This window comes from Crossiella sp. CA198, from assembly GCF_052078295.1.
Taxonomy (GTDB): domain Bacteria; phylum Actinomycetota; class Actinomycetes; order Mycobacteriales; family Pseudonocardiaceae; genus Crossiella.
On sequence record NZ_JBQJIM010000005.1, the window covers coordinates 251,855 to 264,279 of the forward strand.

General features: G+C 71.7%; 14 protein-coding genes. 11 read left to right on the forward strand and 3 right to left on the reverse strand.

The window, feature by feature from the left end:
• The first annotated feature begins 147 nt into the window (after positions 1-147).
• Entirely contained in the window at positions 148-789 is a 642-nt protein-coding gene (locus ACTOWY_RS10235) for an FABP family protein (RefSeq protein WP_441309354.1), read from the forward strand.
• Entirely contained in the window at positions 789-1,400 is a 612-nt protein-coding gene (gene pxpB / locus ACTOWY_RS10240; protein ID WP_441309355.1) for a 5-oxoprolinase subunit PxpB, read from the forward strand. Before ACTOWY_RS10235 ends, pxpB begins: the two co-directional genes overlap by 1 nt.
• Here the strand turns inward: pxpB and ACTOWY_RS10245 are convergent.
• The gene (locus ACTOWY_RS10245; RefSeq protein WP_441309356.1) at positions 1,388-2,239 is read right to left on the reverse strand and encodes an aminodeoxychorismate lyase; all 852 of its coding nucleotides are present in this window, start codon (positions 2,237-2,239) and stop codon (positions 1,388-1,390) included. The two genes, pxpB and ACTOWY_RS10245, sit on opposite strands and share 13 nt — an antisense overlap.
• Positions 2,240-2,283: 44 nt before the next feature.
• On the opposite strand from ACTOWY_RS10245, the gene ACTOWY_RS10250 reads away from it, so the two are divergent.
• The 6 genes from ACTOWY_RS10250 (at position 2,284) to ACTOWY_RS10275 (ending at position 7,547) form a co-directional block, all read left to right on the forward strand.
• The gene (locus tag ACTOWY_RS10250; protein ID WP_247755310.1) at positions 2,284-2,724 is read left to right on the forward strand and encodes a Fur family transcriptional regulator; all 441 of its coding nucleotides are present in this window, start codon (positions 2,284-2,286) and stop codon (positions 2,722-2,724) included.
• On the forward strand, positions 2,721-3,818 hold the full coding sequence (gene ygfZ / locus ACTOWY_RS10255; protein WP_441309357.1) for a CAF17-like 4Fe-4S cluster assembly/insertion protein YgfZ: 1,098 nt from the start codon (positions 2,721-2,723) through the stop codon (positions 3,816-3,818). Before ACTOWY_RS10250 ends, ygfZ begins: the two co-directional genes overlap by 4 nt.
• Positions 3,819-3,866: 48 nt before the next feature.
• A complete protein-coding gene (locus ACTOWY_RS10260) occupies positions 3,867-4,712 on the forward strand; it encodes a 3-keto-5-aminohexanoate cleavage protein (RefSeq protein ID WP_441309358.1) in 846 nt (281 codons plus the stop codon).
• 61 nt (positions 4,713-4,773) lie between these two features.
• Entirely contained in the window at positions 4,774-5,361 is a 588-nt protein-coding gene (locus ACTOWY_RS10265; RefSeq protein WP_185000752.1) for an RsiG family protein, read from the forward strand.
• 14 nt (positions 5,362-5,375) lie between these two features.
• On the forward strand, positions 5,376-6,314 hold the full coding sequence (locus ACTOWY_RS10270) for an asparaginase (RefSeq protein ID WP_441309535.1): 939 nt from the start codon (positions 5,376-5,378) through the stop codon (positions 6,312-6,314).
• Positions 6,315-6,371: 57 nt separating this feature from the next.
• Positions 6,372-7,547: an MFS transporter gene (locus ACTOWY_RS10275; RefSeq protein WP_441309359.1), complete on the forward strand. Its 1,176-nt coding sequence runs from the start codon at positions 6,372-6,374 to the stop codon at positions 7,545-7,547.
• On the opposite strand, the gene ACTOWY_RS10280 is transcribed toward ACTOWY_RS10275, so the two are convergent.
• Positions 7,544-8,422, reverse strand: a complete 879-nt coding sequence (locus tag ACTOWY_RS10280; protein ID WP_441309360.1) for a hypothetical protein — start codon at positions 8,420-8,422, stop codon at positions 7,544-7,546. The genes ACTOWY_RS10275 and ACTOWY_RS10280 overlap by 4 nt on opposite strands.
• A gap of 197 nt (positions 8,423-8,619) precedes the next feature.
• Between ACTOWY_RS10280 and ACTOWY_RS10285 the strand changes: the two genes are divergently transcribed.
• The 3 genes from ACTOWY_RS10285 (at position 8,620) to ACTOWY_RS10295 (ending at position 10,530) form a co-directional block, all read left to right on the forward strand.
• On the forward strand, positions 8,620-8,820 hold the full coding sequence (locus ACTOWY_RS10285) for a DUF3073 domain-containing protein (protein ID WP_185000755.1): 201 nt from the start codon (positions 8,620-8,622) through the stop codon (positions 8,818-8,820).
• Between the two features lie 168 nt (positions 8,821-8,988).
• A complete protein-coding gene (locus ACTOWY_RS10290) occupies positions 8,989-9,531 on the forward strand; it encodes an HdeD family acid-resistance protein (RefSeq protein WP_441309361.1) in 543 nt (180 codons plus the stop codon).
• Between the two features lie 102 nt (positions 9,532-9,633).
• Positions 9,634-10,530 carry a hypothetical protein gene (locus ACTOWY_RS10295; protein WP_441309362.1) on the forward strand — a complete coding sequence of 299 codons (897 nt, stop codon included), beginning with the start codon at positions 9,634-9,636 and terminating at the stop codon, positions 10,528-10,530.
• Positions 10,531-10,551: 21 nt separating this feature from the next.
• Here ACTOWY_RS10295 and iolD read toward each other — a convergent pair whose 3' ends face one another.
• Positions 10,552-12,417: a 3D-(3,5/4)-trihydroxycyclohexane-1,2-dione acylhydrolase (decyclizing) gene (iolD, locus tag ACTOWY_RS10300; RefSeq protein ID WP_441309536.1), complete on the reverse strand. Its 1,866-nt coding sequence runs from the start codon at positions 12,415-12,417 to the stop codon at positions 10,552-10,554.
• Positions 12,418-12,425 lie beyond the last annotated feature (8 nt).

The following is a 12,425-nucleotide window of genomic DNA, read 5'->3' on the forward strand; positions in this document are numbered from 1 at the left end:
GGCGGGGCAGGTGTCCCGTCGCTCCGGCCGTTATGCTGCGTCGTTGTGGAAATCTTCTTCACCGGCCTGCTCGTGGCGGCCTGCCTGGTGATCACCTGGTTCGCCGTGTACGTGGTGTACCGGCTGTACTCCGACCAGCGCTGACCCATGACGGAACCGACCACGCCCCAGCCCGGCAGCGGTGACGCGGCGATCCAGGCCGCCGAAGCGCGAGCCGAGGCCACCCGTGACCGCAACCTGCCGCAGTTCGACGATCTGCCGGTGGCCGCCGACACCGCGAACCTGCGGCTCGGCCCGAACCTGCACGACCAGCTACTCGCCCTGCTGCCCCTGATCGGGGTCTGGCGCGGCGAGGGCGAGGTGGCCTACAGCTCCCTGGAGGGCGGGCCCTACCGCTTCGGGCAGCAGATCACCTTCGCGCACGACGGCAGGCCGTTCCTGTACTACGAGTCCCGCTCCTGGCTGCTCAACGCCGACGGCAGCGTGCTGCGGCCGGCTGCCCGCGAGGTGGGCTGGTGGCGGGTGCAGGCCGACGACACCATCGAGGTCCTGCTCGCGCACGCGACCGGGATCATGGAGATGTACTACGGCAAGCCGCGCAACCAGACCTCCTGGGAGATCGCCACCGACGCCATCGTGCGTACCTCGAGTGCCAAGGAGGTCACCGCCAGCCAGCGGCTCTACGGCATCGTCGACGGCGGCGACCTGGCCTACGTGGACGAACGCGCCATGGTCGGCGAGGAAATGCAGCCCCACCTTTCGGCCCGGCTCATTCGCATCGCTGGCTGATGCGGCTGCTGCCCTGCGGGGCGCACGCCCTGCTGGTCGAACTGGACTCGGCGGCCGCGGTGCAGGCGGTGCACGCCACGCTGCGGGCCGCCGGACTGCCTGCGGTCGTCGACCTGGTGCCCGCCGCACGGACCGTGCTGGTCGAGGTGCGGCCGGGCTCGGCCGGACTGGACCAGGTCCGGGCCGTGCTGGAGTCACTGGACGAGCGTGAGCCGCCGGTGCTGGGCCGCGATGTGCTGCTGCCGGTGGTCTACGACGGCCCCGACCTCGAACTGGTGGCCCGCACCGCGGGGCTGAGCACCGCCGAGGTGGTCGAGTTGCACACCGGCGCGACGTACACGGTGGCCTTCTGCGGGTTCGCGCCCGGTTTCGGCTACCTCACCGGACTGCCCGAGCCACTGCGCCAGCCCCGGCTGGACTCACCGCGGGAGCGGGTGCCCGCCGGGTCGGTCGGCCTGGCCGGGGAGTACACCGGGGCCTATCCGCGTGCCTCGCCCGGCGGGTGGCGGCTGATCGGGCGGACCGCGGTGACGCTGTTCGACGTCGACCGCGACCCGCCCGCGCTGCTCGCCCCCGGTGACCGGGTGCGCTTCCAGGCTCAGTCCCGGTAGTTGGACTCGTACAGCTCGCTGAGTTCGGCGTGCAGGTCCGCGCTGGCCGCCACCGGCTGCCCGTTCAGCGTCCGGATCTGGGTCACCCGGCGCACGCTGGAGAGGAACCAGAGGCCGTCCGCACTGGTCAGCTCCTCGGCCTGGATCGGTTCGATCCTGGTCTCCCAGCCGGCCTTCGCCGCCGCGCGGAACAGCGCGGCCTGGGTGGTGCCGGGCAGGATGCCGATCACCGGCGGGGTGGTGCGCAGGGTGCGGCCGTTGGCCACCACCACGTTCGCGGTCGGGCCCTCCAGCACGCTGCCGTCGGCGGCGGTGAAGATCACCTCGTCCACGCCGTTGGCCTCGGCGTGGCGGATGGCGGCCATGTTCACCGCGTAGGACAGCGACTTCGCGCCCAGCAGCAGCCACGGCGAGCGCTCGGCCTCGGCCGGTTCGAAACCACGGGCCAGGGTCAGCGCGGACACGCCGTCCCGGCGGCGGCGCACCACACCGGCGCCGATCTGCAGGCCCATCGCGTAGGCGGTCTGACCCTCGCCGAACTCCGGGCCGCGGCTGTAGACCAGCTTGAGCGCCATCTCCGGGCTCACCGCCCAGTCCCAGGCGTCGATGACGGCCTTGGCGCAGTGCTCCCACTCGGCCGAATCCGGCTCGGGCAGGTCCAGCATGTGCGCCGAGCGTGCCAGCCGATCCAGGTGCGGCCCCAGTTCGCGGGGTTTGCCGTCCACCACGAGCACGGTCTCGAAGACACCGTCACCGCGGAGCATGCCTAGATCATCGGCACGCAGCAGCGGGGCTTCCAGGTCGAGGATCGTTCCGTCCAGCAAGGCCAGCACGCGCATGTTGTCCAAGCGTAGACCTGCGAGGAACGCCTAGGATCACGGGTGTGGACACCGCGCCGGAGCAGCTTCGCCGGACCTTGCACGAACGTGGGCTGCGGATGACCCCGCAACGCCAGCTGGTGCTGGACGCGATCATCGCGCTGGCGCACGCCACCCCCGAGCAGATCTGCGCGCACGTGCGGCGGATCACACCGACGGTGAACATAACCACGGTCTACCGGACGTTGGAACTGTTGGAGCGGCTCGGCGTGGTCCGGCACACCCACCTCGGCCACGGCGCGCCGGTCTACTCCCTGGACGAGCACGAGCACGTCCACCTGGTGTGCCACCGTTGCGGCCAGGTGGACGAGGTCCCCTGCGAGGCGCTGGCGGACCTGGGCGAGGCGTTGCGGGCGGCCAAGAACTTCCGCCTGGACCCGAGCCACCTCGCACTTTCCGGGGTGTGCGGGCAGTGTGGTGCGAAAGAGTCGAGGGAGACATCGTGAGTTCACCGTTGCTGGGCAGGCCGGGCGCGATCCCCGCGCCGGAGGGTTCACCGGACCTGGGCGTGCCATGGCACTTCGGTGACCCGCCTGCCGAGGCCCGAACCGCGGCCCGGCGCGCGGCCGTGGTGGACCGCTCGCACCGGGTGATCATCGCGGTGCCCGGCGCGGACCGGCTGGACTGGCTGCACTCGCTGACCTCCCAGCACTTCCACCAGCTGGCCCCCGGCACCGGCGGGGAGGCGCTGGTGCTGGACGCGCAGGGCCGGGTGGAGCACCACATGCTGGTCGCCCACCACGGCGAGACGATCTACCTGGACACCGAGGTGGAGACCGCGCCGGCGCTGCTGTCCTACCTGACCAAGATGGTCTTCTGGGCCAAGGTCGAGCCGAAGGACGTCAGCGCGGAGTTCGCGCTGCTCACCGTGCTCGGCCCGGACACGGCCGAGGTGCTGGCCAAGGTCGGCGCCGAGGTCCCGGACGACGCCTACGGCCTGTCCGAACTGCCCGGCGGCGGATTCGTCCGCCGGATGCCCTGGCCCACCCTGGACGTGGTGGACCTGCTGGTCCCGCACGCCGAGCTGGTCACCTGGTTCCAGCGGCTGGCCGACGCGGGCGCCCGCCCCACCGGCACCCTGGCCTATGAGGCCCTGCGGGTGGAGGCGCTGCGGCCGAGGCTGGGCCAGGACACCGACAACCGGACCATCCCGCAGGAGGTCAACTGGATCGGGGTGGCGGTGCACCTGGACAAGGGCTGCTACCGCGGCCAGGAGACCGTGGCCAGGGTGCACAACCTGGGCCGCCCGCCGCGCCGGATGGTGCTGCTGCACCTGGACGGGTCCGCGGACGCGGTGCCCGAGACCGGTGATCCGGTGCAGCTGGACGGCCGGGTGGTCGGCAGGCTGGGCAGCGTGGTGATGCACCACGAGCTGGGACCGATCGGGCTGGCGCTGCTCAAGCAGTCCGTGCCGGTGGACGCCCAGCTGCTGGCCGGGGCCGAGGACCGGGTGGTCGCGGCCACGGTGGACCCTGACTCAGTACCGGCCCCGACCGGCGAACCGCCGGGCAAGGCCGCGCTGCGCCGCCTCCGGGGCTGAACTGCCGGGTGCTGACTTGGCCGGGTCCTGCCTGGCAGGATCCGGGCCATGACAGCGCCGTCGCCCACCACCGGCACTCTGCTCACGGTCGCCCCCACCGGGGCCGAGCACGAGAAGGCCGAGGTCCCCAACCTCCCGGTCACCCTGGACGAGCTGGTCAGAACGGCCGCGGACTGCCAGCGGGTCGGGGCAGGGCTCATCCACGTGCACATCCGGGACGATGACGCCGAGCCCACGCTCGACCTCGGCAGGCTCAAGGAGACCGTGGACGCGCTGCGCTCGGAGACCGACCTGGTCGTGCAGCTCTCCACCGGTGGCGCGGTGACCGACGCGGAGGAGGACCGGCTGGCGGTGCTGGACGCGCTGCCGGACTCGGCCACCTGCACCATGGGCACGGTCAACTTCGGCGAGGCGGTGTTCATGAACCGCTGGGAGTTCATCGTCGAGCTGCACAAGCGGATGCAGGAACGCCACATCGTGCCCGAGTACGAGATCTTCGACCTCGGTCAGCTCTCCTCGCTGAACCGGCTGCTGGACCAGCACGGCCTGCCGGCCGGCGGGCATGTGCACGTCGACCTGGTCATGGGCGTGCCCGGCGGGATGCCGGGGGACATCACCACGCTGACCGCGGCGCTGCGGCTGCTGCCGGAGGGCGCTACCTTCTCCGCCACCGGGGTCGGGAGGAGCACGTTGCCCGTGCTGCTCGCCTCTTTGTCCGCGGGCGGTCATCTGCGGGTCGGGATGGAGGACACGCTCTCCTATGCCAGGGGCGAGCGGGTCCGGGACAACGCCCAGCTCGTCGCGCGGGCCGCGGCCGTGTCCAGGATTGCCCAACGTCCCCCGCTGACGCCGGAGCAGGCCCGAAAGTTGCTCGGGGTGCGTCAGGCTGGGTGAATAACCGGGAGAGGCGAAACGATTGTTGGCGGCTGACCGAAACGTCCCGCAGGATGGTCACGTGATGGAGGTCCGTCCAGGTGGGCGCCGGCGCATCGACCGGGTGCTCGCCCCGGACTACGCCCAGGACTGTGAGCAGCGAGCGCTGAACGAGGTGCGCGCGCTGCGGGACGAGGCCGCGCAGGAGGAGACCGACCTGTCCTACGTGCGCAGGCTGCTGCACGGCCGGATAGACATCGTGCAAGCCGAACAGCAGCGGCGGCGGGACGGCGGGTCGACCTCGGTGGTGGAGCAGCTGGTGGCGATCCTGGCCAAGAACGCGGTGGGCCCGGCGACCGGGCTCGGCCGTTACCAGACCCAGGAGCCGTCCAGGGCCGAGGCGCACCGGCGGCATGTGGAGGCGCTGGTCTCCGACGTGGACTTGTCGGATGTCACATCGCTCTCCGATGACAAGCTGCTGGAGACCCTGCGAGCCTATAGAGCCGAGGAAGAGGCCGTGTCCAGGCACCGGCGCGAGGTTCAGCTGGTCGTGGACCGGTTGAACGAGGAGATCGCGCGGCGCTACCGGGACGGCGGCGCCTCGGTGGACGAGCTGCTGAACGCGCAACGCACCCGGCAGCCGGTCGTGGAGCCACGCGAGGAGGAGTAGCCCTGAGCACCGAACTGGTCGAGGTGGTCCGTTCCGGCTTCCGGGAAGGAGTGCACCGCGGTTCGGTGGTCATCGTCCGGCCCGACGGCGTGCTCCGGCACGTGCGCGGCAACGGACGGCAGGTGGTGCTGCCCCGCTCCTCGAACAAGCCGTTCCAGATCCTGGGCATGCTGCGCTGCGGCCTGGACCTGCCCGATGACGTCGACCTGGCGCTGGGCTGCGGTTCGCACAACGGCGAGCCGGAGCAGGTGGCCAGGGTGCGCGCCATCCTGGCCAAGCACGGGCTGTCCGAGGCCGATCTGCGCTGCCCGCCGGACCTGCCGGTGCACGAGGCCACCGCGGACGCGATCCTGGCCGCCGGTGGCAAGGCCGAGCCGGTGACCATGAACTGCTCCGGCAAGCACGCGGCCATGCTGACCACCTGCGTGCAGCGCGGCTGGAACACCGCGAACTACACCGATCCCTCGCACCCGCTGCAGGTCACCATCAGGGACACCATGGCCGACCTGGGCGAGGAGCCGATCACGGTGACCACGGTGGACGGCTGCGGCGCGCCGATGTTCGGGCTGTCCCTGGTGGGGCTGGCCAGGGCCTTCGGCAAGCTGGTGCAGGGGTCCGACGGCAGCCACGAGCGGCGGATCGCCGATGCCATGCGGGCCAACCCGTTCATGGTGGCAGGCACCGGCCGCGAGGACACCCGGCTGATGAACGCGGTGCCAGGGCTGCTGTCCAAGGCGGGCGCGGAGGGCGTGTACGGGGCGGCGCTGCCGGACGGCACCGCGATCGCGATCAAGATCGACGACGGGCATCAGCGGGCCCGGCTGCCGGTGATGGCTGGCGCGCTCCGCTTCCTCGGCGCGGGAACCCCTGAGCTGGCCGAACTGGCCGAGGAGCCGATCCTCGGCGGCGGTCGCCCTGTCGGCTCCGCCCGGCTGCTGCCCGGCGTCTTCTGATCTCAGTCACCGGGAAAGCTCTCCCGGATCGTGGGCGGGCGATCTAGCGTGAGGTGAGTGACCACCTCTGGGTACCGCTGGGTCGTGCTGGCCGTCGGCGCGCTCGCGCAGGGGGTCAACGCGGCCGGGTTCCTCGGCCTGCCCTCGATCTCCCCGCAGCTGCGCGCCCACTTCGGCCTGGACCTGGCAGAGGTGGGGCTGCTGGTCGGCGCGGTGAACCTGGGCAATGTGCTCGCGCTGGTGGCCTGGGGTCTGGCCGCGGACCGCTACGGCGAGCGGCTGGTGATGACCGTGGGCCTGGCCGGGACCGCGGGCTGCCTGGCGGTGGCCGGGCTGGCCGACTCCCCGGTGCCCGCCGGACTGGCCCTGCTGGCCTCCGGAATATTCGGGGCGAGCACCAACGCGGCCAGCGGCCGGGCCGTGATGACCTGGTTCGCGCACCGCCAGCGCGGTCTGGCCATGGGTGTGCGGCAGACCGCGACCCCGCTCGGCGCGGCACTGGCCGCGGTGCTGCTGCCCGCGGTGGCGGCCTGGTGGCAGGCTCCGGCGGCGTTCCTGGCGCTGGCCGCGCTGAACGCGGTGGCCGGGGTGGCGGTGGCGATCTGGGTGCGCGAACCTCCTGGCCGGACCCGGTCGGCGAGTTCACTGGGCGGCCTCGGCCTGCTGCGTGACCGCCGGATGCTGCGGATCAGCCTGGCCAGCGGGTTGCTGGTGGTGCCGCAGTTCGTGGGCGCCTCGATGCTGGTGGAACTGCTGCACCGGTACGGGCTCTCGCTGACCGCGGCGGGCGGGCTGCTCGCGGTGGCCCAGGTGATCGGCGGCTTCGGCAGGCTGGGCAACGGCGTGTGGTCGGACCGGGCGGGCAGCAGGCTGGGCCCGCTGCGGATCGTGGCCCTGGGCATCCTGGCGCTGTTCACCCTGGCCGCGGCGCTGGACCCACTGGCGGGCACGGTGCCGGTGTGGGTGCTGGTGACGCTGCTGCTGCCCGCGGTGGGGCTGGCGATCAGCTGGAACGGGCTGGCGCTGACCGCGGCCGGGGAGATGGCTCCGCCGGAGCGCACCGGGGTGGCCCTGGGCATGCAGAACACGGCGAACTACGTCGGTGCGGCCCTCACTCCGGCCACCGCGGGCTGGGTGGCCACGGCGGTCTCCTGGCCTGCCGCGCTGCTACTGGCGGCGGCGGGTGGCGGCCTGGCCTGGGTGGTGCTGCGCGGGCTGCGCGAGGGCCGCTAGTTGTGCTGCTCTCGGTTGACCAACTCGTCCCAGAACTCGCGGAGTTCGCCGTAGCGTTCGGCGACCTCCTCGGCGTCGCCTGCTTCCAGGGCCGCGATCACGGCTTGGACGTCCTGGGCGGAGGTGTCGGCGAGCAGGGTGTCGTCGTCGATGAGCTGGACCAGGCCGCCGTAGTCGAGTTCGACCACCGAGCGTGGGTGGAAGTGCGCCAGCCAGCGGCCGGTGTCGCGCAGCACCTTGGCCGGGCTCTCCTCGCCGAGGGCGTTGTGCACCACGGTGAAGGCGCGTGAGACCCGGCTGCGGGCGTCGGTCATGCCGACCCGCCAGCAGCACATCCGGTCCGGGTCGTCCGGGGCGGCCAGCACCAGGTGCCGGGCCTCGGGTTCGACCATGGCGAACCAGGGCAGGGGCACGCTCCAGGTGGCCGAGATGACGTGTGCGGCGCCGCCGGGCATCTCCGCCAGGGCGGCGGCGGCGCGGGCCTTCACCACGTCGGCGGGCTGCTGCAGGGCGGCGTCCAGTAACGGCAGGGTGGCGGTGCCGACGAAGCCGACCAGGCCGGCCGCGCTGCGCGCCCGGACGTCCAGGGGGCACACCAGGGGTCCGGGGCCGATCTCCGTGCCCTCGGCCAGTGGGACCTCGGCCGGGTCCAGGACCAGCACGTCCAGCGGTTGCGCGCCGACCGTGTCGGCCGGTAGGAGGCGTGGCGGGGCGGCCAACTGTGATCGAAGCCACAGTTCGCGTTCCCGGTCACCCACCGCGTTCCGCGCCGTCCCGCCGACCCCAAGAGCCTGCTCCACTTGGGCGCGCAACGGCTGTTCCAGCACGGACAGTGGTTCGTACACCCGCAGGTAGGCGACGAACGGACGTGGCACGCCGGAATCGTGCCACGCGGGCAGAGCACGGCCGCACCCCGGTCGGCGGAGGTGGTGTGACGCACGCCTGCACAGGCGTGGCCACGTCGCGATCCGGGGCACTGACACGGTACTGTGGCGGCCAGGAAAATACCGTTGAGACGAGTGGGGCCGCCGTTCCCCCGGCCGCCCCCGTCCCTGTGCGAGGGGGTCGAGCCATGGGGCGCGGCCGTGCCAAGGCCAAGCAGGCGAAGGTGGCCCGGGAGCTGAAATACAGCACTCGGTCCACGGACTTCGACGCCCTGCAGCGCGAGCTGTCGGGCGGCGAACTGTCGAGTGGCGATCAGTCCGATGGCGACCGGTCCGATGAGGACCGCGTCGACGACTCGTACGACGACGGACAAGACGACCGGCGTTGAATGACGCGCACTAGGCGGTGGCCGATCTTCCCGGCCACCGCCTAGTGCGCGCCTTCATGGTTGGGTCGCGCTTCCCCGAGTTGGCGCAGTGCGCAGGGACCACCTTGGTGCTCGCTGCTGCCCAGCGCCGAATGGCCGATGACCTGGCGCGGGTCGACAATGCCGGGCATGGGTGACTTGCTGCTGCGGCGTTGGTGGTTGGTGGTCGTTCGCGGCGTGGCCGCGATCCTGTTCGGGGTGATCGGCCTGTTGTGGCCGGGGATCACCCTGCTGGTGCTGGTGTTCCTGTTCGCCTTCTACACCCTGGTGGACGGCGTGGCCGCGATCGCGGGCGCGGCGGCGGACCGGGTGGCGCCCGCGGCGGACCGGTGGCTGGTGGGGCTGCTCGGCGGGCTGGGTGTGCTGGCCGGGCTGGTGGCCCTGTTCTGGCCGGGGATCACGGCGCTGGCGCTGTTGTTCGTGATCGGGACCTGGGCGGTGGTGACCGGGGTGCTGGAGATCGCCACCGGCTGGCAGCTGCGGAAGGTGATCACCGGGGAGTGGCTGCTGTTCGTCAGCGGCGCGCTGTCGGTGGTGCTGGGGTTCCTGCTTTTCGCCTTCCCCGGGCAGGGGGCGGTGGCGCTGATCGTGACCATCGCCGCGTTCGCGATCTTGTGGGGGATCGTGCTGGTGATGCTCGGGGTGCGTTTGCGCCGGCTGGCGCGGGAGTGACCGGGGTCACAAAGCTGCGTTGAACCGCATTGGCTCCACCGGCGTTTGAGAGGGCGCCGGACTTGGGAGCGACCTGGGTCCGAAGAACTCAGGGGTGCGTCAATGTCTCGAACTCGCTTTGCGATGCTTGCTGCCGTCTTGACCGCAGGCGCCATTACCCTTTCCGCATGCAGTGGTGGCGGAGTGGAAAATGTGGCGAATACCGCGGCGGCGCCGGAAACGGCTCAGGAGGCGGCTCCGGAAGGTGTTCAGTTGCTGTCCGGGACGGCGCAGGGGAACAAAGCGGAGAGCAATACCGGGGATTGGGTGAAGCGGCGGGACAACGGCGAATCCGTTGATTCGGCCGCCGCGCAGCGGTGGGTCCAGCTGTCCGCGGGCAAGGCGGGGGCGCTGGACCCGGTGGTGCTGGACGGCGGCGGGTTCACGCTGTACCGGTTCGACAAGGACACCGCGAAGCCGTCCAAGACCACCTGTGTGGACGAGTGCGCCAAGATCTGGCCGCCGGTGCTGCTCGCCAAGGGTGGCCGGGTGTTCGTGGACGGGGTGCAGCGCTCCGCGGTCGGCACGGTGACCCGGCCGGACGGGACCCGGCAGCTGACCCTCAAGGGCTGGCCGCTGTACCGGTTCAACAAGGACCTCAAGCCTGGGGATGCCAAGGGCCAGGGTGTGGGCGGCACCTGGTTCGGCATTACCCCGGACGGCAAGAAGGCCGGTCAGCCGACGGCCAGCCCGACCACTCCGGCCGGTGGCCGCGGTTCCGCGGTGCTGCACGATGACGCGAATTTCAGTGACAATGGCGCGTCCCAGGGACTGGCCGGGCCGGGTTGCCAGAATGTGGCCCGGGACAATGTCACCTCTTCGCTGCAGATTTCCGGTGGTCCGGTGAAGATCTGGACCGAGAAGAACTGCAAGGGCAAGTCGCTGGCGGTGGACGCCGATATCGCGGATCTGGCGAAGGTCGGTTTTGACAACGACATCTCCTCGATCTTCTTCGGCTGATCAGCGGATCGCCAACCGGGCTCAGCTCAGATAACGGAGCTGGGCCCGTTTGGCGTCCTGCGCCGCGGCGTGGGCGGCGGTGATCTCGGCGCGGTGCGAGTTCTCGGGCACGCCGACCTCCCACCAGGCGCCCGCCTCGGTCCAGGAGGACGGGTGGGTGCGGATGAGCACCACGGCGGGGCGGTGTTCGGTCAACGCGGTCTGTTTGGCCTGGCGGTAGGCCTGGGCCAGGCCGGTGAGGCTGTCCACCGCGGTGACCGCGCAGCCCATGCTGGCGGCGTGCGCGGCGAAGTCGACCCGGGGTTTGCCGCCGGTGCCGGAGCGGCAGTGCTCGTACATGTTGTTGAAGCCGGCGCCGCCCTGGCCCTGTTGCAGCCGGTTGATCACCGCGTAGCCGTCGTTGTCGCAGACCACCGCGACGAAGCCGTGGCCGGCGAAGGCGGCGGAGAACAGTTCGGCGTTGAGCATCAGGTAGGAGCCGTCGCCGAGCAGGGTGGTGACCACGCCGTCCGGGTGGGTTTCCGCCCTGGCCATGGCCGCGCCCCAGGCGCCGGCGAGTTCGTAGCCCATGCAGGAGAAGCCGTACTCGACGTCCATGGTCTGCGCGCCCTTGGCCCGCCAGCCGCCGATCAGCTCGCCGGGCAGGCCGCCGGAGGCGGTCATCACGTAGTCGTGCTTGCCGGACTCCTCGTTGACCACGCCGACCACCTGGGCGTAGGTGGGCAGGTCGGCGGGGGTGGTGCGCAGGGACTCGATGTGGCTGTCCCACTTGGCGCGTTCGGTCTCGGCCTGGGCGGTCCAGGAGGCCGCGGCCTGCCAGGACCCCAGGGCGTGGCCGAGTTCGCGGATGCCTTCCTGGGCGTCGCCGACGAGTTCCTGGGCGGCGTGTTTGACCGCGTCGAAGCGGGCGGTGTTCAGGCTGATGATCCGGACCTCCGGGGCGAACACGGTCCAGGAGGCGGTGGTGAAGTCCTGCAGGCGGGTGCCGATGGCCAGCACCACGTCGGCCTGGGCGGCCAGGGTGTTGGCCGAGGTGGAGCCGGTGACGCCGAGCGGACCGGCGTGCAGGCGGTGCTCGTGCGGGACGAGGGTGCGGCCCGCGGTGGTCTCGGTGACCGGGATGCCGTGCTGCTGGGCGAAGTGGAGCACCTTGCTGCCCGCGCCGGAGTAACGCACCCCGCCGCCGATGACGATCAGCGGGCGTTGGGCGGCGCGCAGGGTTTCCGCGGCGGCCGCGAGCTGACGGGTGTCCGGGCGCGGGCGCGGGACCAGGTGCAGGACCGGCTCGAACAGCGCGGTGGGGAACTCGTAGGCCTCGGCCTGGATGTCCTGGGGCAGGGCCAGGGTGACCGGGCCGCAGTCGGCCGGGTCGGTGAGGATCCGGGCCACCTGGGGCAGGGTGGACAGCAGCTGTTCCGGGCGGGTGATGCGGTCGAAGTAGCGGCTGACCGCGCGGAAGGCGTCGTTGACCGTGGCGGTCGGGTCGTGGAAGTGCTCGACCTGCTGCAGCACCGGGTCGGGCGCGCGGCCGGCGAAGGTGTCGCCGGGCAGCAGGAGCAGCGGCAGCCGGTTGGCGTGCGCCACGCCCGCGGCGGTGACCATGTTCAGCGCGCCGGGGCCGACCGAGCTGGTGGCCACCATGACCTGGCGGCGGTGGGTGGCCTTGGCGTAGCCGACCGCTGCGAGGGCCATGCCCTGCTCGTTCTGGCCGCGCCAGACCGGCAGCTGCTCGCGGTGCTCTTCGAGGGCGTTGCCCAGGCCGAGCACGTTGCCGTGGCCGAAGATGGCGAACACGCCGGGGAACAGCGGGGCCTGCTCGCCGGTCAGCAGCTCGGTCCGCTGGGCGATCAGCCAGCGCACCAGGGCCTGGGCGGTGGTCAGCTTCACGGTGGACA